18 protein-coding genes are annotated in these 24433 nt (G+C 63.3%); 9 read left to right on the top strand and 9 right to left on the bottom strand.

The genetic code is table 11. The annotated features are described in order from the left end of the window. Positions 1 to 6 precede the first annotated feature (6 nt). The 3 genes from ftsA to lpxC all read left to right on the top strand — a co-directional run bounded on the left by ftsA (position 7) and on the right by lpxC (position 3584). Positions 7 to 1266 (top strand): cell division protein FtsA, encoded by a 1260-nt coding sequence (ftsA, locus tag AC1M7R_RS06165; protein WP_053149737.1) that lies wholly within the window; start codon positions 7 to 9, stop codon positions 1264 to 1266. A 100-nt stretch (positions 1267 to 1366) separates the two neighbouring features. Beyond that, positions 1367 to 2560, top strand: coding sequence for a cell division protein FtsZ (ftsZ, locus tag AC1M7R_RS06160; protein ID WP_072397020.1), 1194 nt, complete (start codon positions 1367 to 1369; stop codon positions 2558 to 2560). Positions 2561 to 2672: 112 nt separating this feature from the next. Further along, positions 2673 to 3584, top strand: a complete 912-nt coding sequence (gene lpxC, locus AC1M7R_RS06155) for a UDP-3-O-acyl-N-acetylglucosamine deacetylase (RefSeq protein ID WP_010452622.1) — start codon at positions 2673 to 2675, stop codon at positions 3582 to 3584. Positions 3585 to 3727: 143 nt separating this feature from the next. On the opposite strand, the gene AC1M7R_RS06150 is transcribed toward lpxC, so the two are convergent. From AC1M7R_RS06150 to AC1M7R_RS06130, 5 genes are all read right to left on the bottom strand, one after another. After that, entirely contained in the window at positions 3728 to 5224 is a 1497-nt protein-coding gene (locus tag AC1M7R_RS06150) for a sensor domain-containing diguanylate cyclase (protein WP_103894638.1), read from the bottom strand. 245 nt (positions 5225 to 5469) lie between these two features. Beyond that, positions 5470 to 6837 carry a heavy metal sensor histidine kinase gene (locus AC1M7R_RS06145; RefSeq protein ID WP_490610477.1) on the bottom strand — a complete coding sequence of 456 codons (1368 nt, stop codon included), beginning with the start codon at positions 6835 to 6837 and terminating at the stop codon, positions 5470 to 5472. Next, complete coding sequence (locus AC1M7R_RS06140; RefSeq protein WP_072397026.1) at positions 6824 to 7498, bottom strand: heavy metal response regulator transcription factor; 675 nt, start codon at positions 7496 to 7498, stop codon at positions 6824 to 6826. Before AC1M7R_RS06140 ends, AC1M7R_RS06145 begins: the two co-directional genes overlap by 14 nt. A 9-nt stretch (positions 7499 to 7507) precedes the next feature. After that, positions 7508 to 10621 (bottom strand): multidrug efflux RND transporter permease subunit, encoded by a 3114-nt coding sequence (locus tag AC1M7R_RS06135; protein ID WP_076406309.1) that lies wholly within the window; start codon positions 10619 to 10621, stop codon positions 7508 to 7510. Continuing rightward, a complete protein-coding gene (locus tag AC1M7R_RS06130) occupies positions 10618 to 11775 on the bottom strand; it encodes an efflux RND transporter periplasmic adaptor subunit (RefSeq protein ID WP_490610303.1) in 1158 nt (385 codons plus the stop codon). Before AC1M7R_RS06130 ends, AC1M7R_RS06135 begins: the two co-directional genes overlap by 4 nt. A 233-nt stretch (positions 11776 to 12008) precedes the next feature. On the opposite strand from AC1M7R_RS06130, the gene AC1M7R_RS06125 reads away from it, so the two are divergent. After that, a complete protein-coding gene (locus AC1M7R_RS06125; protein WP_072397032.1) occupies positions 12009 to 12266 on the top strand; it encodes a hypothetical protein in 258 nt (85 codons plus the stop codon). Between the two features lie 19 nt (positions 12267 to 12285). On the opposite strand, the gene AC1M7R_RS06120 is transcribed toward AC1M7R_RS06125, so the two are convergent. Continuing rightward, on the bottom strand, positions 12286 to 13254 hold the full coding sequence (locus AC1M7R_RS06120) for a LysR family transcriptional regulator (protein WP_072397034.1): 969 nt from the start codon (positions 13252 to 13254) through the stop codon (positions 12286 to 12288). A 323-nt stretch (positions 13255 to 13577) separates the two neighbouring features. Between AC1M7R_RS06120 and AC1M7R_RS06115 the strand changes: the two genes are divergently transcribed. From AC1M7R_RS06115 to AC1M7R_RS06100, 4 genes are read left to right on the top strand one after another with little or no spacing between them, the layout of a single operon-like run. Then, positions 13578 to 15089 carry an efflux transporter outer membrane subunit gene (locus AC1M7R_RS06115; RefSeq protein ID WP_490610476.1) on the top strand — a complete coding sequence of 504 codons (1512 nt, stop codon included), beginning with the start codon at positions 13578 to 13580 and terminating at the stop codon, positions 15087 to 15089. A 10-nt stretch (positions 15090 to 15099) separates the two neighbouring features. Continuing rightward, entirely contained in the window at positions 15100 to 17304 is a 2205-nt protein-coding gene (locus AC1M7R_RS06110; RefSeq protein ID WP_072431569.1) for an FUSC family protein, read from the top strand. Further along, entirely contained in the window at positions 17294 to 17494 is a 201-nt protein-coding gene (locus tag AC1M7R_RS06105; protein ID WP_072397040.1) for a DUF1656 domain-containing protein, read from the top strand. Before AC1M7R_RS06110 ends, AC1M7R_RS06105 begins: the two co-directional genes overlap by 11 nt. Before the next feature lie 10 nt (positions 17495 to 17504). After that, on the top strand, positions 17505 to 18380 hold the full coding sequence (locus AC1M7R_RS06100) for an efflux RND transporter periplasmic adaptor subunit (RefSeq protein ID WP_072397042.1): 876 nt from the start codon (positions 17505 to 17507) through the stop codon (positions 18378 to 18380). Positions 18381 to 18484: 104 nt separating this feature from the next. Here the strand turns inward: AC1M7R_RS06100 and AC1M7R_RS06095 are convergent, their stop codons facing one another. After that, positions 18485 to 19309, bottom strand: a complete 825-nt coding sequence (locus tag AC1M7R_RS06095) for an SDR family oxidoreductase (protein ID WP_072397044.1) — start codon at positions 19307 to 19309, stop codon at positions 18485 to 18487. Between the two features lie 35 nt (positions 19310 to 19344). Beyond that, complete coding sequence (locus AC1M7R_RS06090; protein WP_072397046.1) at positions 19345 to 19809, bottom strand: multidrug transporter; 465 nt, start codon at positions 19807 to 19809, stop codon at positions 19345 to 19347. A gap of 170 nt (positions 19810 to 19979) precedes the next feature. On the opposite strand from AC1M7R_RS06090, the gene AC1M7R_RS06085 reads away from it, so the two are divergent. Then, on the top strand, positions 19980 to 22703 hold the full coding sequence (locus AC1M7R_RS06085) for an RHS repeat domain-containing protein (RefSeq protein ID WP_490610302.1): 2724 nt from the start codon (positions 19980 to 19982) through the stop codon (positions 22701 to 22703). A gap of 137 nt (positions 22704 to 22840) precedes the next feature. On the opposite strand, the gene AC1M7R_RS06080 is transcribed toward AC1M7R_RS06085, so the two are convergent. Then, positions 22841 to 24292: a mannose-1-phosphate guanylyltransferase/mannose-6-phosphate isomerase gene (locus AC1M7R_RS06080; protein WP_072397050.1), complete on the bottom strand. Its 1452-nt coding sequence runs from the start codon at positions 24290 to 24292 to the stop codon at positions 22841 to 22843. Positions 24293 to 24433 lie beyond the last annotated feature (141 nt).

Raw genomic sequence — 24433 nt, 5'->3', positions numbered from 1 at the left:
GGACCCATGGCAAACGTGCAAAGCGGAAAAATGATCGTCGGGCTGGATATCGGCACTTCCAAGGTGGTTGCGCTGGTAGGTGAGGTCGCGGACGACGGCACGCTGGTCATCGTCGGGATCGGCACCCATCCGTCCCGCGGCTTGAAGAAAGGCGTGGTGGTGAACATCGAGTCCACCGTGCAGTCGATCCAGCGCGCCATCGAAGAGGCGCAACTGATGGCCGGTTGCCGTATCCACTCGGCGTTCGTCGGCGTGGCGGGCAATCACATCCGCAGCCTGAACTCCCACGGTATCGTGGCGATCCGTGATCGCGAAGTCAGCTCCGCCGACCTCGAGCGCGTACTGGACGCGGCCCAGGCCGTGGCGATCCCGGCTGACCAGCGTGTGCTGCACACCCTGCCGCAGGACTACGTGATCGATAACCAGGAAGGCGTGCGCGAGCCCCTGGGCATGTCCGGCGTGCGCCTGGAAGCCAAGGTCCACGTGGTCACCTGCGCTGTTAACGCCGCGCAGAACATCGAGAAATGCGTGCGTCGCTGTGGCCTGGAGATCGACGACATCATCCTCGAGCAACTGGCCTCGGCCTATTCGGTGCTGACCGACGACGAGAAAGAACTGGGCGTGTGCCTGGTGGACATCGGCGGCGGCACCACCGACATCGCGATCTTCACCGAAGGCGCCATCCGCCACACGGCCGTGATCCCGATTGCCGGCGACCAGGTGACCAACGACATCGCCATGGCGTTGCGCACCCCGACCCAGTACGCCGAGGAAATCAAGATCCGCTACGCCTGCGCCCTGGCGAAACTGGCTGGCGCCGGTGAAACCATCAAGGTGCCCAGCGTTGGCGACCGTCCGCCGCGCGAGCTGTCGCGCCAGGCCCTGGCCGAAGTGGTCGAGCCGCGTTACGACGAGCTGTTCACGCTGATCCAGGCCGAGCTGCGTCGCAGCGGCTACGAAGACCTGATCCCGGCCGGCATCGTGCTGACCGGTGGTACGTCGAAGATGGAAGGCGCGGTCGAGCTGGCCGAGGAGATCTTCCACATGCCGGTACGCCTGGGCGTGCCCCATGGCATCAAGGGCCTGGACGACGTGGTTCGCAACCCGATCTATTCCACGGGCGTGGGCCTGTTGATGTACGGCTTGCAGAAACAGTCCGACGGGATCTCGTTCTCGGGGATCGGCAGCCGCGACAGCTACAGCAGCGACGAGCCCAAGGCGCCGCTTTTCGAGCGGCTCCAGGCTTGGGTCAAAGGCAACTTCTGAACCAGGTTCAACACTTCAGGCGGCGAGTCTCAGGCTTGGCGCCGGAAGGCAGTAAAAACGCAGTAGGCGAAAAAAACTAGAGAATGTAAGGAGAGGGAAAATGTTCGAACTCGTAGACAACATCCCCGCTAGCCCGGTTATCAAAGTAATCGGTGTCGGCGGTGGCGGCGGCAACGCTGTCAATCACATGGTCAAGAGCAACATCGAAGGCGTCGAATTCATCTGCGCCAACACCGATGCTCAAGCGCTGAAGAACATTGGCGCGCGGACCATCCTGCAACTGGGTACCGGCGTGACCAAGGGCCTGGGTGCCGGCGCGAATCCCGAGGTTGGCCGTCAGGCTGCCCTGGAAGACCGCGAGCGCATCGCTGAAGTCCTGGCCGGCACCAACATGGTGTTCATCACCACTGGCATGGGTGGTGGTACCGGTACCGGTGCGGCGCCGATCATCGCCGAAGTGGCCAAGGAAATGGGCATCCTCACCGTTGCGGTGGTGACCCGTCCGTTCCCGTTCGAAGGCCGCAAGCGCATGCAGATTGCCGATGAGGGCATCCGCGCGCTGAGCGAGAGCGTCGACTCGTTGATCACCATTCCCAACGAGAAGCTGCTGACCATCCTGGGCAAGGACGCCAGCCTGCTGTCGGCTTTCGCCAAGGCCGACGACGTACTGGCCGGTGCCGTTCGCGGTATCTCCGACATCATCAAGCGTCCGGGCATGATCAACGTCGACTTCGCCGACGTACGCACCGTGATGTCCGAAATGGGCATGGCGATGATGGGCACTGGCTGCGCCAGCGGTCCGAACCGTGCTCGCGAGGCCACCGAAGCGGCCATCCGCAACCCGTTGCTCGAAGACGTGAACCTGCAAGGTGCTCGCGGCATCCTGGTGAACATCACCGCCGGTCCCGACCTGTCCCTGGGCGAGTACTCCGACGTGGGTAGCATCATCGAGGCGTTCGCCTCCGACCACGCGATGGTCAAGGTCGGTACCGTGATCGATCCGGACATGCGTGACGAGTTGCACGTGACCGTGGTTGCCACCGGTCTGGGCGCGAAGATCGAGAAGCCGATGAAGGTGATCGACAACACCGTTCAAACCGCCATGGCCGCACAGCCTCAGCAGCAAGCCCCCGTTCGTCAGGAACAGCCTGCGGTGAACTACCGCGACCTGGACCGTCCGACCGTCATGCGCAACCAGGCCCAGGCCGGTGCTGCGACTGCCGCGAAGATGAATCCGCAAGACGATCTGGATTACCTGGACATCCCGGCTTTCCTGCGTCGTCAGGCCGATTGATGAAATGTATCAGGGGGATACGGGTGATTGGTGTTCAGCAAAGGTCTGGTCTGCTATCATCGCCAGCCTTTGTTGATACCAGTTCGCAATTTGCGCTGAAGCGGCCCATGCCATGATTAAACAACGCACCCTGAAGAATATTATCCGTGCCACAGGTGTCGGCCTGCACTCCGGCGAGAAGGTCTACCTGACCCTCAAGCCCGCGCCTGTCGACACCGGCATCGTGTTTTGTCGTGCCGACCTCGACCCTGTGGTGCAGATTCCTGCTCGCGCGGAAAATGTTGGTGAAACCACCATGTCGACCACATTGGTCAACGGTGACACCAAAGTGGACACGGTGGAGCATTTGCTCTCGGCCATGGCTGGCCTGGGCATCGATAACGCCTACGTCGAGCTCTCCGCGTCCGAAGTCCCGATCATGGATGGCAGTGCCGGACCCTTCGTATTCCTGATTCAATCGGCTGGCCTGGAAGAGCAGGACGCAGCCAAGAAGTTCATCCGCATCCTGCGGGAAGTGACAGTGGAAGACGGCGACAAGCGCGCCACTTTCGTCCCTTTCGATGGCTTCAAGGTGAGCTTCGAGATCGATTTCGATCACCCGGTTTTCCGTGACCGCACCCAGAGTGCAAGCGTGGATTTTTCCAGCACTTCGTTCGTAAAAGAAGTCAGCCGCGCCCGTACCTTTGGCTTCATGAGTGACATCGAGTACCTGCGCAAGCACAACCTCGCACTCGGCGGCAGTGTTGAAAACGCGATCGTGGTCGATTCCGATGGCGTGTTGAACGAAGACGGCCTTCGTTATGAAGACGAATTCGTCAAGCACAAGATCCTCGATGCAATCGGCGACCTCTACCTGCTGGGCAATAGCCTGATTGGTGAGTTCAAGGGCTTCAAGTCCGGCCACGCACTGAACAACCAGCTGCTGCGCAAGTTGATTGAGCAGAAAGATGCTTGGGAAGTCGTGACGTTCGAAGATGCCAGCACCGCACCAATCTCTTACATGCGTCCTGTAGCGGCCGTGTAAGCAAAAAACCTCTCTAGTTTTTTAAAGGCTGCCTTCGGGTGGCCTTTTTTTATGGATGTTTCCTGAGGATCGGATGAGCCCTTTGGCGAGGGATTTTTCCCTCGCTACAGGGACCGTATCCATCGCCTTTGGGGGGCGCGGTGTTACATCGCGCACACCACACGATTGCGCCCGCTGGCCTTGGCCTGGTACAGCGCCTTGTCGGCGGCGAAGAGCAACTCTTCAAGTTCGCCATAAGGGCCCTGGGCCCAGGTGGCGATGCCGATGCTGACCGTCATGGGGCCGTCGCCCGGGATCCTGGGTGGCTGCTGCTCTACGGCTTCGCGAATGTGCTGCGCCATGGCAAATGCCCCGGCGGTGGTGGTCTCCGGCAATACCACCGAAAATTCCTCGCCACCGTAGCGTGCCGCCAGGTCGGCGGGCCGTCGTACGTGCTCGCCGATCAGCTGCGCCAGGGCCTGCAGGGCTTCGTCGCCACCCTGGTGGCCGTGGCGGTCGTTGAACGCCTTGAAATGATCCGCATCGATCATCAGGACCGACAACGGTTGGCCCGAACGTTGGGCCCGCAGCCACTCCTGTTGCAGCGTTTCATCCAGGGTGCGTCGATTGGCGAGGCCCGTCAGGGCGTCGGTGGAGGCCTGCTGGGCCAGTTCACGCTCGGCACTGTGGCGGCGCCTCAATTCACGCCGCAGGAGCCACGTCAGCCAGAGCAAGCCGATGCACAGCGCGCCGGTGGCGCCGCTGACCAACAGCGCCGTACGTTGCCATGAGGCGAATACCTCCTGGGAGGACAGCGCCACCACGACGATCAATGGCAAGTTCCCTACCTGGGAAAAGGTGTACAGGCGTTGCGTCTGATCGACACTGGATACGCTGGTGAAACTGCCGTCGCCCTCGCGCAGGATGCGCATGAAATTCGGTCTGTTACTGAAGTCCTTGCCGATCATGTCCTCGGCCAGGGGCGGTTCCTGTGCCAACAGGAATCCGTCTCGACTGACCAGGTTGACCGTCCCGCCATGGCCAATGTTCAGGCTCTTGAACAACTGGCTGAAGTAGTTCAGGCGCATCGCCGCCTCGGCCACGCCGATGAACTCACCACGCTCGTCGTTGATTCGATAGCTGAAGCTGATACGCCAGTCGTGGGCGGCACTCCTGGAACGGAACGGGCGGCTGATCATCATGCCCAGGTCCGGGTTCTGCCGATGGGACTGGAAATATTCCCGGTCGGCGTAGTTGCCTTTGCGTGGTTCGATGGAGGCGGAATCGGCGATGACATCGCCATGCTTGTCCAGCAGCAGGATATCGCCCTTGTACGGCGCTGCGGTGGCGCGGTCGAACAGGGCCAGGTGGCGGACCGTCGGCGAAACCTCCTTCAGGTCATCGCGTTTTGCCGTGGCGATCAAGCCCTGCAGCGACAAGTCATAGAGCTCGACGTTGCGCAGCACATCGGCATCGATCAACTGCACGATGTTGGTCGCTGCACGGGTGGCAGCCTGCTGGGCGCTGGCATGTTCGCGAATCAGCAGGAACGTGACGATGCTCAGGATGGCGATGACGACCAGTGAACTGGCCAGTACGAGTGCGCGTTCCGAACGTTTGGAGGGTTGGGTGGTGCCGGGTGTCGCACTGCTTGCACTCATGGTTCCAATGTCTGCATTGTCATGTGGCAGGGATCCTTCCCAATGGGTTGCATAACGGGCAATGAACCAGATGCTGGCCTTTTGCTGATTGTGCTTGGATCGGTGGAAGCGGGCAATCGGTGTTCGTGCAATAGCCCCGGGATTGGCCTGAGCCTGGTTTGCGATTTTGATCGAGTTGGCTTTCGCCCAGCATTCAATGGCTGCAAAGGCCTGCGCTGGATGCCGTGGGAGCCTTTGGGAGGATGTCAGGCCGGCAAGCGGATGCCGAAGGTGTTGGCGCCCTGGTCGCTGTGCACGAAGACTTCCCCTCCGTGCATCAGTGCAATCGCCCTGACGATGGCCAGCCCCAGTCCATGATTGGCTCCGCTGTTGCTGCGGGAGGCATCGACCCGGTAGAAGCGTTCGAACAGGCGCGGCAAGTGTTCGCCGGCGATCGGTTCGCCGGGGTTGGTGACGGCCAGGGTGACCTGGTCGCCAAGGGCTTCGATGTGCACGTCGATCACCTGCCCCGGAGCGGTATGCTGCACGGCGTTGCTCAGCAGGTTGATCAGTGCCCGGCGCAGATGGGCGATCTCGATGTTGGCCTGGGCATCGCCGCTGACCCGGACCTGGACCTGGGCGTCCTCGAGGATGAAGTCGAGGTAGTCGAGGGTGGTGGCGACCTCGCCGGCCAGGGACGCATGGGTCAGTTTGGTCGCCTTGCTGCCCTGGTCGGCGCTGGCGAGGAACAGCATGTCGTTGATGATCGAGCGCAGCCGTTCCAGTTCCTCCAGATTCGATTGCAACACTTCGAAGTAGTGCTCGGCCGAACGCCCGCGGGTCAAGGCCACCTGGGTCTGGCCGATCAGGTTGGTCAGGGGCGAACGCAGTTCATGGGCGACATCGGCGTTGAACGACTCCAGGCGCGAGTACGCCTGTTCGACCCGGTCGAGGGTAGCGTTGAAGGAACTGACGAACTGACCGAGTTCCGGTGGTAGCGGCGACAGATGCAAGCGCCCGCAGAGGCGTGGCGGGGCCAGGCGCCGGGCTTCCTCGGACAGCTTGATCAGCGGCTTGAGGCCGATGCGCGCGACCCAGTAGCCCAGCAACGAGGCCAGCAGCACGCCGATGCATGCCAGGCTCACCAGCGCCACCAACAGGCGGTGCTGGGTCTGGGAGAATGTTTCGGTGTCGATGCCGATCATGAAGCGTAGCGGCGGTCGCTGGTCCTTGGCCGGGAACTGGCTCACCAGCACCTTCATCGGGTAGTCCCGGTCGGGCAACTGCAGGTCGTGCTTGCCCAGTGGCCCTTGGGTGATGGCCCGGATCTGCGCGTCGGGGTTGCCGTACTCGAAGCGGGGATCGCCGCTGACGATCCAGAAGTGGATGCGCTTGTCTTCTTCGGCCAGCAATCGCAATTTGTTGTTGATCTTCACCCAGTGCTCGGGCGTGCCGTAGCGACCCACCGTGGATTCCAGCACGCTGTAGCGGGCGTCGAGTTCGGCTTCGGGCAACAGCCCCAGGCCTTTTTCGACCTGTTGGTAAAGCGCGCCGCCGATCAGCAGGAACACCACGGCGGCCACCAGTGTGAAGAGGCCGCTGAGTCGCAACGCGATGCTGTTACTCACCGCGATTCTCCAGGACGTAACCCATTCCGCGAATGGTGTGCAGCAGTTTCTGTTCGAACGGCCCGTCCAGCTTGGCCCGCAGGCGCTTGATCGCCACCTCCACCACGTTGGCGTCGCTGTCGAAGTTGATGTCCCACACCATTTCGGCGATGGCGGTCTTGGAGAGAATCTCCCCCTGGCGGCGTGCCAGCACGCTGAGCAGGGAGAACTCCTTGGCGGTCAGGTCCAGGCGTTGGCCGGCGCGAGTGGCCTTGCGGCTGATCAGGTCGATCCACAAGTCGGCGATGCTCACCTGCACCGGTTCATGACCCCCGCTGCGGCGGGTCAGGGCCTGCAGGCGGGCCACCAGTTCCAGGAACGAAAACGGCTTGCCCAGGTAATCGTCGGCCCCGTCGCGCAGGCCCTTGATGCGATCCTCGACCCGTTCCCGGGCGGTGAGCATGATTACCGGTGTCTGCTTGCGGGCGCGCAAGGCCCGCAGCACGCCGAAGCCGTCCAGGCCCGGCAGCATGACATCGAGCACGATCACGGCGTATTCGCTCTCCAGGGCCAGGTGCAGCCCCTCGACGCCGTTCGCTGCCACGTCCACGGTGTAGCCCTGTTCGGTCAGGCCGCGGTGCAGGTAGTCCGCGGTTTTCTCTTCGTCTTCGATGATCAGAACGCGCATGGCCTTGCCTCAGTCTGTAGTCGCCAGCGCCGCTGTCGAAGCGGGCCCGGGTGGAAGTGGGCGCCGATGGAACAGTCGCTCGAGCCACAAGTATATGACCGGTGTGGTGAACAGCGTCAGCGCCTGGCTGACCAGCAGGCCGCCGACCACCGCGATGCCCAGGGGCTGCCGCAACTCGGCACCAGCGCCATAACCGAGCATCAACGGCAAGGCACCCAGCAGGGCGGCCAGGGTGGTCATGATGATTGGGCGGAACCGGGTCAGGCAGGCCTGGAAAATCGCCTCCTGGGGGGCAAGCCCGCCGTTGCGCTGGGCATCGAGGGCGAAATCGATCATCAGGATGCCGTTCTTCTTGACGATCCCGATCAGCAGCACCAGCCCGATCAGCGCCATGATGGAAAAATCCTGGCCCAGCAGCCAGAGCATGATCAACGCGCCGAGGCCGGCCGAGGGCAGGGTGGAAATGATGGTCAGTGGATGCACGAAACTCTCGTAGAGCACGCCAAGGATGATATACACCGCCACCAGCGCGGCAAGGATCAGCCACGGCTGGCTCGCCAGGGAGCTCTGGAAGGCCTGGGCCGCACCCTGGAAGCTGCCGGTGATGGCGGCGGGCATGCCGATCTCGTTCTTGGTCTGTTCGAGGATGCGCACCGCGTCCCCCAATGCCACGCCGGGCGCCAGGTTGAACGAGAGGTTGGCCGCCGGGAACATGCCGTCGTGGGCGATGGACAGCGGACCGTTGGTGGGAGCATCGAAGCGCGCCAGGGCCGAGAGCGGCACCATTTCTCCGCTCAGGGGCGAACGCAGGTAGAAGTACGCCAGGCTCTCGGCCTTGCCACGTTGCAGGGTGTCCAGCTCAAGGATGACGTTGTACTGGTTGGTCTCGGTCTGGAATTCGTTGATCTGCCGCTGGCCGAAGGCGTCGTACAGGGCCTGGTCGACATCGCTGGCGGTCAGGCCGAAGCGCGCCGCCGCGCTGCGGTCGATGTTGATATGGGTGATGCTGCCGCCCAGTTGCAGGTCGTTGGAGATGTCGCGAAACGCCGGGTTGCCGCGCAACCGGTCGGTGAGTTTCTGCGTCCAGGCCGTGAGCGTCGGCCCGTCGTTGCTCTTGAGCACGTACTGGTACTGGGCGCGGCTGGGCCCGGAGCTGAGGTTGATGTCCTGCCCGGCACGCAGGTAGAGCACCACGCCAGGAACCTTGAGCAATTGGGGCCTGATCCGGTCGATGAAGCCGCTGGCCGATACGTCGCGCTCCCCCCGTGGCTTGAGGGCGATCCAGAAGCGGCCATTGGCGATGGTCTGGTTGTTGCCCGAAACGCCGACGGAATGGGAGAAGGTCTGCACCGCGGGGTCGGCGGCGACGATTTCGGCCAGGGCCTTGTGCTTGGCCACCATGTCCGGGAAGGACACGTCGGCCGCTGCTTCGCTGGTGCCCAGCACCAGGCCTGTATCCTGCACTGGGAAGAAGCCCTTGGGGATGAATACGTAACCCACCACGGCCAGCGCCAGGGTCAGGCCGAAGACACCGATCATCAGGGTCTGGTGGGCCAGTGCCCGGCGCAGGCCCCGTTCGTACCAACCCAGCAGGCGTTCGCCGAACCCCGGGTGGCGGTGCGCCGCATGCACCGGAGCGCGCATGAACAGGGCAGCCAGGGTGGGCGCCAGCGTGAGGGAGACCACCACCGAAATCAGGATGGTCGAGGTGGCGGTCAGGGCAAACTCCTTGAACAGGCGCCCGACCACGCCGCCCATGAACAGCAGCGGTATGAACGCGGCCACCAGCGAGAAACTGATGGAGACCACCGTGAAGCCGATTTCCCCGGCTCCCTTGATCGCCGCCTCGCGCATGCCATCACCGGCCTCCAGGTGCCGGTGGATGTTCTCCACCACTACGATGGCATCGTCCACCACGAACCCCACCGAGATGACGATGGCCACCAGGGTCAGGTTGTTCAGGCTGAAGCCCATGACGTACATCAGGGCGAAACTGGCGATCAGCGACACCCCCAGCACCGCCGATACAATCAGGGTCGCCGAAAGCTGGCGCAGGAACAGCGCCATCACCGCCACCACCAGCAGCACCGCGATCAGCAGGGTGATTTCCACTTCGTGCAGCGAGGCGCGGATGGTCTGGGTCCGGTCGATCATCACCTTGACCTGCACCGAGGCGGGCAGCATGGCTTCCAGGGTGGGCAGGGCCGCCTGGATGCGGTCGACCGTCTCGACGATGTTTGCGCCCGGCTGGCGGAAGATCACCAGGTTGACGCCGGGGTCCTGGTCGGACCAGGCCTGGACGTAGGCGTTCTCCGAACCGCTGACGACCTGGGCGATGTCCTTCAGGTGCACCGGTGCGCCGTTCCTGTAGGAGACGATCAGGTCGCCATATTCCTCGGGCTGGAACAACTGGTCGTTGGTGGAGAGGGTGGAGATGCTCGACTGGCCATACAGCGCGCCCTTGGCCAGGTTGAGGCTGGCTTGCTGGAGCGACACGCGCAGGTCGGCCAGTGTCAGGCCGATGGCGGCGAGACGGTCGGCGGAAGCCTGGACCCGGATGGCGGGACGTTGCTGGCCGGTAATGTAGATCTGGCCCACGCCGTCGATCTGGCTGATCTGCCGGGCGAGCAGCGTTTCGACGTAGTCGCTCAGTTCGGTGCCGGGCATCAGGCTGGAACTGATACTGAGGATCAGCACGGGGCTGTCGGCCGGGTTGACCTTGCGCCAGGTGGGCAGGTTCGGCATGTCGCTGGGCAATTTGCCGGCAGCGGTATTGATGGCCGCCTGCACTTCCTGGGCGGCGGTGTCGATGCTCTTGTCGAGACTGAATTGCAGGGTCAGGTTGGTCGAACCCAGGGCGCTGCTGGAGGTCATCTGGGTGATGCCGGGAATGGCGCTGAATTGCACTTCCAGCGGCGTCGCCACCGACGACGCCATGGTTTCGGGACTGGCGCCGGGCAATTGGGCGCTGACCTGGATCGTCGGGAACTCCGCTTCCGGCAACGGAGCCACGGGCAGGCGAGGAAAGGCGATGCACCCCAGCAGCACCAGGGCAAACGTGAGCAGCACCGTGGCCACTGGATGATCGATGCACCACGCCGAAATAGAACCGCGACCCTTCATGGCTGCGGCTCCGATGCCTTGGCGAGGGCCGGTGGATCACTGAGCACCTGGATGCTGGCCCCCGGCTTGAGCCGCGATTGCCCGTCGCTCACCAGTTGGTCGCCGGCGTCGACCCCCTTGATGATGTGCATGTCGCTGTCCTGGTAGACCATCACTACCGGTACGCTCTCGACCTTGTCGCCCTTGATCCGGTACACGAAATGCTGCTCCAGCCCACGCTGGACCACGGTGGGCGGCACCACCAGGGCGTCCTTGTCCAGGGCGGTCTGGATCTTCAGCGTGACCAGTTGCCCGGGCCACAGGCGTTGCCCCGCGTTGCTGAATTCGGCCTTGGCCCGCAGGGTGCCGGTATTGGCGTCGATCTGGTTGTCGATGAGGCTCAGCCGGCCCTCGCCCAACAGCTCTCCCTGACCGCCATCGGTGCCAATATAGGCCTTGACCAGGGCGGGCTCGGGGGCGGCGATCAACCTTTGCAGGGTGGGCAGCATCTGCTGGGGCAGGGAGAATTCCACCGCGATCGGGTCGATCTGGGTCACGGTGAACAGGCCTTCGGTGTCGCTGGTGCGCAGGAAGTTGCCTTCATCCACGTTGCGAATGCCGACACGACCGGTCACCGGAGAGCGGATCTGGGTATAGGACAGTTGCACTTGGGCCGAGTCGATGGCCGCCTGGTTGCCCTGGGCGGTGGCCTTGAGCTGGTTGACCAGGGCCTGTTGCTGGTCGTAGGTCTGTTTCGACACGCCGTCGTCGACACTCAATGCCTTGTAGCGCTTGAGATTGACCTGGGCCACCGCCAGCTGTGCCTGGCTTTCGCCAAGCTGGGCCCGAGCCTGGTCGAGGCTGGCGCGGATGGAGCGGTCGTCGATGGTCGCCAGCAGGTCCCCCTTGTTGACCCGTTGCCCTTCCTTGACCAGCAACCGGGTCAGGATGCCGTCCACCTGGGGACGGATCACCACGCTGTGCAGCGACAGCACCGTGCCGATGCCGCTGGCGAAGCGTGGGACATCCTTTCGCTCCACGCTGATCACCCGCACCGGAACGGCGGCGGGAGCACCGGGCCTGGCGGTGACGGGCTTCATGACAAACCAGAGGACAAGTGCCGCCAGGGCGGCCAGCAGTGCGACAAGCAGGACGGTTTTTTTCTGGATGTGCATGAATGTGGGAAGCCGGTTCGGACGAAGGGATTTTTATGTTTCTTATATAGCGTTGCGAGACGGTCAGGAAGGTGACGGCTAGCTGACGGGCGTGTCAGTTTCGTCCCGGATTCCTGTCAGACACGTATCCATGCCTATTGAAACGGCCCGGTGCGTTCGCCAACGGGCAGGTATACTGCCGCCTCGCGCCCTGTGAGCGGGGCCGACTCGCATGCATTTTCCCGGAGCCTTACATGACTTCCCCGACACCCTCGTCCGCGGACGAGCGCCCGAGCGACCACCAGCTGGACTCGCCTGCCGGCGACGTTACCGCTACCGCCGACGCCAAGGCGGCCATCCCGGCCTTCAAATTCCCGTTCAAGCCCGGTGAACTGGCCGCGGCCAAAGGGGCCGGCCAATTGCCGTGGTACAAGAACGGCGTGAAGGACGGTCATACCAAGACCCCCGGAGCCGCGCCTCCCGGTACCCGTCGTTCGATGGGCAAGCGCTGAGCCGAACGGGCGGGGGAGCTCAATGGGGCCCCCGTGCCCCCGCCAGGCTGCCGCTCAGTTCGTAGGCGGTCAGCTCGGCTTGATGCGCCGCCAGGATTTCCGGCAGCGAGCCTCGCAAATACTCGACCCAGGTCTTGATCTTCGCATCCAGGTACTGGCGCGAAGGATAGATGGCGTACAGGTTCAGTTCCTGGGAGCGATAGTTGGGCATGACCCGCACCAGCGTGCCGTTGCGCAGGCCTTCGATGGCGGCATATACCGGCAATACTCCCACGCCCATGCCGCTGGTGATGGCGGTTTTCATGGCGTCGGCGGAGTTCACCAGGAACGGTGACTGATTGATGGTGACCATCTCCTGGCCTTCAGGGCCATCGAACACCCACTTCTCCAGCGGAATGACCGGACTGACCAGGCGCAGGCAGGCGTGGTTGAGCAGGTCGCTGGGTTTTTGCGGGCAGCCGCTGGCCTTCACATAGGCGGGCGAGGCGCAGACGATGCTGTAGGTGATCCCCAGGCGCTGGGAGACGAAGCCTGAATCCGGCAGTTCGCTGGCCAGCACGATAGAGACGTCGTAGCCCTCGTCGAGGATATCCGGTACGCGGTTGGCCAGGGTCAGGTCGAAGGTCACGTCCGGGTGTGTCTTGCGATAACGGGCGATGGCGTCGATCACGAAATGCTGGCCGATACCGGTCATGGTATGGACTTTCAGCTGCCCCGCCGGGCGGGCGTGGGCATCGCTGGCCTCGGCTTCGGCTTCCTCGACGTAGGCCAGGATCTGCTCGCAGCGCAGCAGGTAGCGCTTGCCGGCCTCGGTCAGGGCGATACGGCGAGTGGTGCGGTTGAGCAGGCGGGTTTGCAGATGGGCTTCCAGGTTGGAAACCGCACGCGAGACGTTGGCTGTGGTGGTGTCGAGTTGCCCGGCGGCGGCGGTGAAACTGCCGGCTTCGGCAACACAGCAGAACGCACGCATGTTTTGCAAGGTGTCCATGAACGGTTCTCTTGGGAGGTGGCAAATTGTGACATGAAGTTACAGCGCGAAGGGACCCCGACTAATGGATTATCGCGTTAACGGTAACAAAGAATCACAGAAAGGTCGGCTTATCGCCGCTCGACGCCCTGCCTAGAATTGCCGCCAAAGCAGGAGCGGGACCTTGTGGACACCTGTGGGAGCGAGCTTGCTCGCGATAAGGTCGCCTCATTCGACATTTGAATTGAATGTCCGGACGCCTTCGCGAGCAAGCTCGCTCCCACAAGTCTGCGTCAACAGGCCGCCATTCTCGTCGTCATGCCCCCCTCAGGAATTTTGTGCAAGTGCCGCGTTGCATCAGCAGAGAGCTGAAGACTCTCAGTGTTTGGGTTTTGGCGTCAGTCATCGGCGGTTGCATCGGGACGGGAGGGATTGCCCCCCAGGGCGAGGCCTTGCCGGCCAATGGGCTAGCCACCGATGCCGCGATCCGCGAAGCCGCCCGGGACGCCCATTGGCCGACCCGACAGTGGTGGAAAGCCTACGGCGATCGGCAACTGGATCGTTGGGTCGATCTCGCGCTGCAAGGCAGCCCGAGCCTGGCGATGGCGGTGGCCCGGGTGCGTCAGGCCAGGGCCCTGGCCGGGGTCGCCGAGGCCGCCGAGTCCCGGCAGATCAATGGCCAGGCGAATCTCAAGCGGCACGACTGGCCCACCGACCAGTTCTACGGCCCTGGCGAGCTGGCCAATACCACCACCTGGGACAACAATGCCGGCTTGGGCTTGAGCTACGCCCTGGACCTGTGGGGCCGGGAGCGCAATGCCAGCGAACAGGCCGTCGACCTGGCCCACATGAGCGTGGCGCAGGCACGGCAGGCGCAGCTGGAATTGCAGAACAATGTCGTGCACGCCTATATCCAGTTGTCGCTGCAATACGCTCAGCGCGATATCGTCGCCGCGACGCTGCACCAGCAGGAGCAGATCCTCGAGCTGGCCCGAAAACGCCTGGACGGCGGCATCGGCACTCACTTCGACGTCAGCCAGGCCCAGGCGCCCCTGCCGGAAACCCATCGCCAGCTCGACGCCCTCGATGAAGCCATTGCCCTGAGTCGCAATCAATTGGCGGCGCTGGCGGGCAAGGGGCCGGGAGAGGGCGCGCAATTGCAACGACCGACCCTGGCCCTTGGTGCACCCTTGAAGCTGCCGTCGGCGCTGCCCGCCGAACTGCTCGGCCAGCGTCCCGATGTGGTTGCCGGGCGCTGGCAGGTGGCGGCCCAGGCCAGGGGTATCGATGTGGCCCGTGCCGGGTTCTATCCCAACGTCGATCTGGTGGGCAGCCTTGGCTACATGGCCACCGGCGGCGGGGCGCTGGAGTTCCTGACGGGCAAGAAACTCACCTACAGCGTCGGGCCGGCCCTGTCGTTGCCGATTTTCGACGGTGGGCGCCTGCGCGCACAATTGGGAGAGGCGGCAGCCGGTTATGACATCGCCGTGGCGCACTATAACCAGACGCTGGTGAACGCGCTGAAGGGCCTTTCCGACCAGTTGATCCGGCGCGAGTCCATGGACAAGCAACAGGCGTTCGCGGCCGAATCGGTGGCGGCCGCGCAGCGTACCTACGACATCGCCCTGGTGGCGTTCCAGCGCGGGCTCACCGACTACCTCAGCGTGCTCAACGCCCAGAGCCTGCTATTCAGGCAACAGCAGATCCAGCAGCAGGTGGAGGCGGCGCGCCTGAGCGCCCATGCCGACCTCGTGACGGCATTGGGGGGCGGGCTGGAAGCCGGCGACGATACGCCGGCCGCCGCGGCGACACGCCCGACCCCGGCTCCGGCCATTCTTGGCGCATTGGACCGGTGAGCCTGCCTCGATGACTTCCTTGCGCGCCTCATGGCGCTGGCTGCATCGCCTCGAATGGCGCCGCGGTTTTTTCGACTGGGCCCGCAGCGACGGGGTGACCTGGGTCTACATATTCAAGGTGCTGTTCGCCGCGTTCCTGACCCTGTGGCTGGCGATGCGCCTGGAACTGCCGCAACCGCGCACGGCCATGATCACGGTGTTCATCGTCATGCAGCCCCAGAGCGGCCAGGTGTTCGCCAAGAGTTTCTACCGCTTCCTCGGGACCCTGGCCGGTTCGGCGGTGATGGTGGCGCTGATCGCCTTGTTTGCCCAGAACACCGAATGGTTTTTGGGCTGCCTGACGATCTGGGTCGGTTTCTGTACGGCGGGGGCGACACGTTCGCGCAACTTCAGGGCCTACGGTTTCGTGCTGGCCGGCTATACCGCGGCGATGATCGGCCTGCCGGCCCTGGCCCATCCGGAAGGGGCGTTCATGGCGGCGGTCTGGCGGGTGCTGGAAATTTCCCTGGGTATCCTCTGTTCCACCCTGGTCAGCGCCGCGATCCTGCCGCAAACCGCCAGCGCCGCCATGCGCAACGCCTTGTACCAGCGCTTCGCAGTGTTTGCCCTGTTCGTCACCGACGGTCTGCGTGGACGCAGCAGGCGGGAGGCATTCGAGGCCGGCAACGTGCGTTTCATCGCCGAGGCCGTGGGCCTGGAGAGCCTGCGCAGCGTGACCGTGTTCGAGGATCCGCACATGCGTCGGCGCAACGGTCGGCTCAGCCGGCTGAACAGCGAGTTCATGGGCATCACCACGCGCTTCAATGCCTTGCACCAGTTGCTTGAACGACTGCGCGACAGTGCGGCCGACCATGTGGTGAGCGCCATCAAGCCAGGCCTGAACAACCTGGCCGAACTGCTGGACGGCTTCAGCGCCCGGGCCCTGACCGACGCTGACGCCGCGCGGCTGGTGGTGGCCTTGGCCGAGTACAAGGCCCAGCTGCCGGCACAGGTGCGTCGCTTGCGGGCACTGTTCCAGGAAACGGGGCCGAGTGAGGCGCAGTTGCTGGATTTCCACACGGCCTACGAGTTGCTCTACCGATTTGTCGACGATTTGCATGGCTATGCCCTGACCCACGCTTCACTGGTGGATCACCACCACGAACGCGAGCGCTGGGACGAGCCGTATGTGCCGCGGACCAACTGGCTCGCGGCCCTGGCATCAGGGTTTCGCGCCGCGTTCATTCTGCTGGTGCTGGGCAGCTATTGGGTCGCCACGGCCTGGCCGAGCGGGGCGACCATGACCATGATCGCCGCGGCCACGGTGGGCTTGTCGGCGGCGACGCCGAACCCCAAGCGCATGGCATTCCAGATGGCCTGTGGCACTTTGCTCGGGGCACTGGTGGGTTTCGTCGAGATGTTCTTCATCTTCCCGTTGATCGACGGTTTCCCTTTGCTCTGCATGGTGCTGGCACCGGTGCTCATGCTGGGTTCGTTTCTCGGTTCGCGACCGCAATACGCCGGGGTCGGGCTCGGGTTGCTGATCTTTTTCTGCACGGGCTCGGTGCCCGACAACCTGACGGTGTACAACCCCTACACCTTCATCAACGACTACATCGCGATGATTCTCGGCATGCTGGTGTGTGCCGCTGCCGGGGCGATCATTCTGCCGCCCAACAGTCGCTGGCTGTGGCGCCGGCTCGAACAGGACCTGCGCGAGCAAGTTGTGTTCGCCATCAGCGGCCGGCTCAAGGGGCTGGCATCGGGCTTCGAAAGTCGTACCCGAGATCTGCTGCATCAGGCCTATGGGCTGGCAGCGGGGCAGCCCCAGGTGCAGCGGGACTTGCTGCGCTGGATGTTGGTGGTGCTGGAGGTCGGGCACGCGATCATCGAATTACGCAAGGAACAGGCGATCCTGCCGGTGCATCCGGCCTACGCCGAAACCCAGCCGTGGCGCCAGGCGATCCGCGTGATGGGACGAGCCCTGGTGAGGCTGTTCCGCCAGCCGTGCCAGAACAATCTGGAGCGTGCCCTGGTGGCAGTGGACCAGGCGATCGGTCGCGTCCAGGCCACCGATGAACCGTTCGCGCCGCACTTCGACACATCGGCCCTGCGCCGGGTGAAGAGTTACCTGCATTTCATCCGCACTTCCTTGCTGGACCCGCAATCGCCATTGGCCGGCTATGCCATGTCGCATGCCGCCCCGCTGTCCCAGGACCCTGACCATGCCTCGTGAAATCGCCTTCCATGGCGTCTACATGCCCACCATGACCCTGATGTTCTTCATCGCCGCCGCACTGGCCTGGGCCCTGGATCGCTTCCTCTCGGGCATGGATCTGTACCGCTTCTTCTGGCACCCGGCGCTGCTGCGCCTGAGTCTGTTTACCTGCCTGTTCGGCGCGCTGGCGCTGACGGTCTACCGTTGAGATCGATGCGATGAAAAAATTCTTCAGCCTGCTGGCGACGCTGTTGGTACTGGCCTTGGCGCTGTGGGTCGGCCGTACGCTGTGGGTGCACTACATGGACACGCCCTGGACCCGCGATGGACGGGTGCGGGCCGACATCATCAACGTCGCCGCCGATGTCAGCGGCGAAGTGGTCGATGTGCCCGTGCGCGACAACCAGCGGGTGAGCAAAGGTGACCTGTTGATGCGTATCGATCCCGAGCACTATCGCATCGCAGTCAAGCAGGCTCGTTCCCTGGTGGCGTCGCGCAAGGCCACCTGGGAAATGCGCAAGGTCAACGCTCATCGTCGCGCGGACCTGGACAGCCTGGTGATCTCCCGGGAAAACCGCGATGACGCCAGCAACATCGCCGACTCGGCCCTGGCCGACTACCAGCACGCCCAGGCGCAACTGGAGGCGGCCGAACTGAACCTGTCGCGCACCGAGGTGCGTGCCGCGGTGGACGGCTATGTCACCAACCTCAACGTGCACCGTGGCGACTATGCCCGTATCGGCGAGGCGAAGATGGCGGTGGTGGACATGAACTCGTTCTGGGTCTATGGCTTCTTCGAAGAAACCAAGCTGCCCAAGGTCCGCATCGGCGATCCGGCCCAATTGCAGTTGATGAGCGGGGAGCTGCTCAAGGGGCACGTGGAAAGCATTTCCCGTGGCATCTACGACCGCGACAACCCGGCAAGCCGGGAACTGGTGGCCGACGTCAACCCGACCTTCAACTGGGTGCGCCTGGCCCAGCGGGTGCCGGTGCGGATTCATCTTGATGAAGTGCCTGATGGCGTGCTGCTGGCGGCGGGGATGACGTGTACGGTGGTGGTCGAGCCGCAGGGTGAGCCCATTCTTCACCGCTAAGCCCTGTGGGAACGGGCTTGCCCCCACATTGGATTTCCAGTGGGCACGGGTTTTGTGTTCGGCCCGATCCCCTTGCTACAAAGCGCCTGTTGTCGCTTTCGCATCTACAGTGTTCTACCCAGCCCAAACCGCTTCATCAACACCTTCTCCAGCAACCCCTTGGGCAGTAAGCCAGCCATCAGCGGCAGGGTCCGGCTGCCATTGCCCAGGCGCAGCAAGCGGGCAGGCCTGGGTTGTTGCACGGCCTTGAGCAGCCCGGCGGCGAATTCGCCGGCCGGGGTCGGCTTGTCCTGGGACGCCTTGGCCCGGGCGCGGATACCGTCGCGCAGGGGCCACCAGGGTGATTGCTCGTTGATCAACTGTTCGGCTTCATGGCCGGCATTCCTGGCGAAACTCGAAGCGATGGCGCCGGGTTGGACTTCCATGACGCGGATACCGAACGGCGCCAGTTCCATGCGCAGCGCGTCGCTCAAGGCGTGCACCGCGGCCTTGGAGGCGCAATAGGCGCCAGCGAACGGTGTGACCAGCACACCGGAAACACTGCCGATGTTCACCACCAGGCCCCTGGCCCGGCGCAGCACCGGGAACAGCGCGCGGGTCACGCCGACGATGGCGAACACATTCGTTTCGAACTGGCGCTGCAAGGCGGGCACGCCGCCGTCCAGCAACGGGCCCATGGCGCCGTAGCCGGCATTGTTGACCAGCACATCGAGGCCGCCGTGCTGCTGGTTGATCCGTTCGCTCAATTGCTCCAGCGCCTGGCCGTCGTTCACGTCCAGCTGGACGGCGGTGAAGCCGGCGGCGCTGAGCGCTGCGACGTCCTCAGCCTTGCGGGCGCTGGCCCAGACCTGGTATCCGGCAGCCTTGAAGGCATCGGCGAGGGCGCGGCCGATGCCGCTTGAACATCCGGTAATCAACGCAACGGGCATGGCGCGTTCCTTGTGCAGAAAAAGAGGAAAGTGGCTCAATCGGAGAAGCTGCCGTGCAATCGCTCGGCACGAAACTCCAGCGTCTGCGGGCGATAGCCGGGACGCAGCGGGGGCAGGGGCAGGCAATCCTGCCAGTCGGCACCGGGCTGCAACTGGCCGGGCCCGTGGTAGCGCGGTGCATTGTACGGGGTGTCGGCCAGGTTGATGGTGTCGCCGGGTGCATAGGCCGCGACCCGCCAGCCCAGCTCGACCAATGGTACGTCGTTGCCGTTCTTGAGTTTCAGCAGCAGCGGGCGGTCGGCGGGGCAGTGTTCCGGAGCGTAGGCAAGGCGCAGCTCCAGGCGTGCCAGTTGCCGGGTCTCGCGGTTTTCCTGCCAGATCACCCAGGCGGCCACCAGCCCCAGGCCGACAAACGCCGCCAGGGACACCGGCAGTGCCTTGGCCGGGTAGCGCAGCAGCAGGATCAGCCAGGTAATGACCAGCAAGACGCCAATAAGCATGTTCGAAGCCTCCGATAGCGTAGCCACATCCTACCGGAGGGCTCGGGGCATGGATATTCTCTGCCCTGCCGATCCACTGGTCGTCACTGTTATATCTGACAGTAGGCAGCGCTGTACGCCCCCTTGTTAGATGGCGAAGGCGCAGGCGGCTTTGGCCAGGAGACCGAACGATGAGCATGGATCAGGGGACCCCGACGTTGATTGCCGTTGATCCGCGACGCTTGCCGGTCCGTTCGGTCGATTACTGTCGCACCCTCGAGCGAGGGCCGGCGCACCGACGCATCAACCGCAGCCGCATCGATACGGCGGGGCGCCTGGTCGAGCAATGGGACCCACGCTTGTGGGCCCTGCGACAGGAGGATGAAGCGACCCCCGCCAACCTTTCGGCGGTTTATTCGCTGTCCTCGACCCTGCTGCTCACGACCAGCGTCGACGCGGGCCGACAGGTCGATCTGCCTGGGCTCGCCAGCGAAAACCTGCGCAGTTGGGATGGCCGGGGCACCCAACGGGAAATCGCCTACGATCACTCGCTGCGCCTTGTGGCAGTGTTCGAGCAGGGGGCCGGCCAACCGCTTCGGTGCGTCGAGCGCATGAAATATGGTGATCCGGGCCAGGGCGATGGCGATCACAACCAGCACGGCCAACTGGTTCGTCATGACGATCCGGCGGGAACCGTGCTGTCGACGTCGTTTTCCCTCGGCGGTCAACGCCTTGCCCAGGAGCGCCGTTTTACCCTCGACGCGGTCATTCCCGATTGGCCGGAACGGGAAGCCGATCGTGAGCCGTTGCTTGAACCTGGCGATGGGTTCCTGACGACGTGGCGCCTGGGTCCGCAGGGCGATGTGCTGGAGCAGGTCGATGCCAGGGGCAATCGGCAGCGGCAGACGCTGGCCGTGGATGGAAGGATGGCTGGCAGCCAGCTGTTGCTACGGGGCCAGAGCCAGTGGCAATCCCTGGTGAGGGATATCCGTTACAGCGCCGAAGGGCAGGTCGAAGAGCAAACCGCCGGCAACGCTGTGCGGACCCGGCTCGCCTATAGTCCCGAGGATGGTCGCTTGGTGACGCGCAGCGTTCGACACGGCGACCGGGTCTTGCAGGACCTGGAGTATGCCTACGATCCCATGGGCAACGTCCTGAGCATCGAAGACAAGGCCCAGCCGGTGCGTTATTTCGCCAACCAGCGGATCGAGCCCGTCAGCCGTTTCGTCTACGACACGCTCTATCAGTTGAGCCAGGCCACGGGATGGGAAGCGGGCGCCCCAAGCCAGGGGCCCGAGTCCATGGGGCACGGCGATCCGGCGGCAGTCAGCAATTACCGGCAGACCTACCGCTACGATGAAGGCGGCAATTTGGTGGAATTGACCCATGTCGGTGCGCAGAATCACGGACAGCAGATGAAGGTGGCCCGCCACAGCAATCGTGGCCTGCCATACCGTAATGGTGTGCCGCCGACGGAGGAGGAGATCGACGCGGCATTCGATGCGCAAGGCAATTGGCTGGAACGGGAGCCGGGACGTTCCCTGGCCTGGGACCTGCGTAACCAGTTGGGTTCGGTCACCCCCATAGCCCGGGCGTCGGGTCTCGATGATAGCGAGCGGTATGTCTACGCAGGAGATGGTCAACGGGTGCGCAAGCTTCGTACCCTGCAAACCGCGAGTCGCACGCTGGTCGCCGAGGTGCGTTACCTGCCGGGGCTGGAACTGCGCGCCGACAGCGGCAACGGCGAGTCATTGCAGGTCATCGTTGTCCGAGGCGGACTCGACGGCGTTCGGATACTGCATTGGGAGAGCACGCCGCCTTTCGCAGAGAACGACCGCTATCGCTACAGCTGTTCCGATCACTTGGGGTCGATCGCCCTGGAGCTCGACCACGACGCCCGGATCATCAGCCGGGAGCATTTCTACCCGTTCGGCGGGACTGCCTATCTGGCCGGCGATGACGAGGCCGAAGTCAGCTACAAGACGGTTCGCTACTCAGGCAAGGAGCGCGATGCCACGGGGCTTTATTACTATGGGTTCAGGTATTACGCGCCGTGGCTGCAGCGTTGGGTCAATCCGGATCCGGCTGGGGAGGTGGACGGTTTGAATCTTTATCGGATGGTCCGTAACAATCCGCTGACGTTTTTTGACGTTCAGGGGGAGAACGCCGAGTCCAAGACTGCACTGGAAACCGCAGTCGGTATTTTCGAGTATTACCAGGCCAGTTACAGCGCCTTGGATCGGGAGCTCCCTTTCCGGATGATGGAGGAAATAACCGGGGGGCAACTGCAATTCAAGGACAAAAGGGCGCCGGAGGCGGTATTGACCAGCACCAAAGACAAAAAATTCAAGCTCAGGCACTACACCTACTCTGCAAGCGGGTCTCCCTCCTTCGCCGAAATTTCGTCGAATTTTGCGCTGGTCAAGGCGAAGTTGAAAACGATAGGAGATTCGAGCGGCAATACCAATGAAAAGGATTGGACCAGGGCCGGGAACATGGGTTTTTCGTTCTTTCTCCTGGCGGTGGACGACGAGGTCAATGACCGGGCTTTCCTTCGGACAGCGACTCACTTCGCCGAATACGATCTTGAAGATTCCGAGCAGATGCAGGAGGCGTTGGGAGCCGGTTGGCAAGACATCAACTTCTTTGCTTCTCCGGACGTGCTGGACCCGGCACATGCTGCGGATTTGAAGAAGGTGCCCATGGTAAAGGGACGCCTGGAGGACCTGAAAGCGTTGCTGTTGGGGCTCTCGGGCATCAAGGCGGTCCAGGCGAGAGTAATGGATGCTTCCCAGTTGCTCAAACAGATCGACAATGCGTTTGGAGGCAGCTTGGAAATCAAGATTCCAGGGTCAGTGAACGTCACGAGATGGCATGCCAAAGCTCAGGGGGCCAGGGTGAGAAAGGCTGCTTGAATGACCGGCAAATGGAACTGGGCCGGCAATGGCGGCGAGTGACCTGGCAGCCCGGCCCAAATAAGAAAGCCCCCATCCAACCCACTGCGGATAGGGGGCGCAGTGGGCTGGATGGGGGCTTCGTTTGGGGCCGAACGTTACTGCGCGATGGTCTTCACCGACACGCCGCGTTCGATCGGGGTGGAGCGACCGTAGATGTCTTCGAAGCGCTCGATGTCGTCTTCGCCCAGGTAGCTGCCGGACTGCACCTCGATGATTTCCAGCGGGATCTTGCCCGGGTTGCGCAGACGATGGACGGATGCGATCGGGATGTAGGTCGACTGGTTTTCACACAGCAGGAACACGTTCTCGTCGCAGGTGACCTCGGCGGTGCCGCTGACCACGATCCAGTGTTCGGCGCGGTGGTGGTGCATCTGCAGCGACAGGCACGCGCCCGGCTTGACCGAGATGTGCTTGACCTGGAAACGACCGCCCATGTCCACCGAGTCGTAGGAGCCCCACGGACGGTAGACCTCGCAGTGGTTCTGGGTTTCGCTGCGGCCCTGGGCGTTGAGGGTGTTGACCAGCTGTTTCACGCCTTGGACCTTGTCCTTGTGGGCGATCATCATGGCGTCCTTGGTTTCCACCACCACGATGTTCTCCAGGCCGATCACCGACACCAGCTTGCCGTTGCCGTGGATCATGCAGTTGCGGCTGTCCTGGATCACTACGTCGCCCTTGGTGACGTTGCCGTTGGCGTCTTTTTCGTTGACTTCCCACAGCGACGCCCAGCAGCCGACATCGCTCCAGCCCGCCGCCAGTGGCACCACGCAGGCCCGCTGGGTCTTTTCCATCACCGCGTAGTCGATGGAGTTGTCCGGGCAGCAAGCGAAGGTGGCTTCGTCGAAGGTGATGGTGTCCGCTGTCTGTTCGCTGCGCTCCAGAGTCAGCAGGCAGGTGTCATAGATGTCCGGATCGTGCTTCTTCAATTCTTCGAGGAAGCGGCTGGCGCGGAACAGGAACATGCCGCTGTTCCAGAAATAGCCACCGGCTTCGAGGAATTCGGTGGCGCGCTTGGCGTCGGGTTTCTCGACGAAGTGCGAAACGCGGCTCACACCCTCGGGCAGCAGCGCATCGTTGGTCGACTTGATGTAGCCGTAGCCGGTCTCCGGCTTGGTCGGCGGGATGCCGAACAGCACCATCTCGCCGCGCTCGGCGGCCACGGTGGCCAGGGCCAGGGCGCGTTGCAGGGCTTTCTGGTCTTCGATCACGTGGTCGGCCGGCAGCACCAGCATCAACTCGTCGCGACCTTCATTGACCAGCATCATCGCCGTCAGGGCCACGGCCGGTGCGGTATTGCGTCCGAACGGTTCCATCAGGATGCGCTGGGCTTCCAGTTTGCGGTTGGCCAACTGCTCGTTGACGATGAACCGGTGGTCTTTGTTGCAGACCACGATCGGCGTGTCCATGCCTTCGAACACCAGGCGTTCGAGGGTCTGCTGGAACAGGGTGTTTTCCCCGGTCAGGGCCAGGAATTGTTTTGGGAATTGCTTGCGCGAAAGCGGCCAAAGACGTGAGCCGCTACCACCTGACAAGATCACCGGAATCATGTGTGTTACTCCTTGAAGCGAAATGGTTATAGAGCTACTGCGTTCTGTCGTTTCACTCTCTTGTTGTTGTTCCTTGCCCGAATGACAGCTGTGCTCAGTGTGGGAGCGAGCTTGCTCGCGATGGCGGTGTATCGATCGACA

Source organism: Pseudomonas sp. MS01C9, from assembly GCF_058202755.1.
This window is presented reverse-complemented; position numbering and strand designations above follow the sequence as displayed.

Excerpts from the sequence above, each read along its gene's own strand:
- ftsA (WP_053149737.1), top strand. The coding sequence starts at position 7 with ATGGCAAACGTGCAAAGCGGAAAAATGATCGTCGGGCTGGATATCGGC.
- ftsZ (WP_072397020.1), top strand. The coding sequence starts at position 1,367 with ATGTTCGAACTCGTAGACAACATCCCCGCTAGCCCGGTTATCAAAGTA.
- lpxC (WP_010452622.1), top strand. The coding sequence starts at position 2,673 with ATGATTAAACAACGCACCCTGAAGAATATTATCCGTGCCACAGGTGTC.
- AC1M7R_RS06150 (WP_103894638.1), bottom strand. The coding sequence starts at position 5,224 with ATGAGTGCAAGCAGTGCGACACCCGGCACCACCCAACCCTCCAAACGT.
- AC1M7R_RS06140 (WP_072397026.1), bottom strand. The coding sequence starts at position 7,498 with ATGCGCGTTCTGATCATCGAAGACGAAGAGAAAACCGCGGACTACCTG.
- AC1M7R_RS06135 (WP_076406309.1), bottom strand. The coding sequence starts at position 10,621 with ATGAAGGGTCGCGGTTCTATTTCGGCGTGGTGCATCGATCATCCAGTG.
- AC1M7R_RS06130 (WP_490610303.1), bottom strand. The coding sequence starts at position 11,775 with ATGCACATCCAGAAAAAAACCGTCCTGCTTGTCGCACTGCTGGCCGCC.
- AC1M7R_RS06125 (WP_072397032.1), top strand. The coding sequence starts at position 12,009 with ATGACTTCCCCGACACCCTCGTCCGCGGACGAGCGCCCGAGCGACCAC.
- AC1M7R_RS06120 (WP_072397034.1), bottom strand. The coding sequence starts at position 13,254 with ATGGACACCTTGCAAAACATGCGTGCGTTCTGCTGTGTTGCCGAAGCC.
- AC1M7R_RS06110 (WP_072431569.1), top strand. The coding sequence starts at position 15,100 with ATGACTTCCTTGCGCGCCTCATGGCGCTGGCTGCATCGCCTCGAATGG.
- AC1M7R_RS06105 (WP_072397040.1), top strand. The coding sequence starts at position 17,294 with ATGCCTCGTGAAATCGCCTTCCATGGCGTCTACATGCCCACCATGACC.
- AC1M7R_RS06100 (WP_072397042.1), top strand. The coding sequence starts at position 17,505 with ATGAAAAAATTCTTCAGCCTGCTGGCGACGCTGTTGGTACTGGCCTTG.
- AC1M7R_RS06095 (WP_072397044.1), bottom strand. The coding sequence starts at position 19,309 with ATGCCCGTTGCGTTGATTACCGGATGTTCAAGCGGCATCGGCCGCGCC.
- AC1M7R_RS06090 (WP_072397046.1), bottom strand. The coding sequence starts at position 19,809 with ATGCTTATTGGCGTCTTGCTGGTCATTACCTGGCTGATCCTGCTGCTG.
- AC1M7R_RS06085 (WP_490610302.1), top strand. The coding sequence starts at position 19,980 with ATGAGCATGGATCAGGGGACCCCGACGTTGATTGCCGTTGATCCGCGA.
- AC1M7R_RS06080 (WP_072397050.1), bottom strand. The coding sequence starts at position 24,292 with ATGATTCCGGTGATCTTGTCAGGTGGTAGCGGCTCACGTCTTTGGCCG.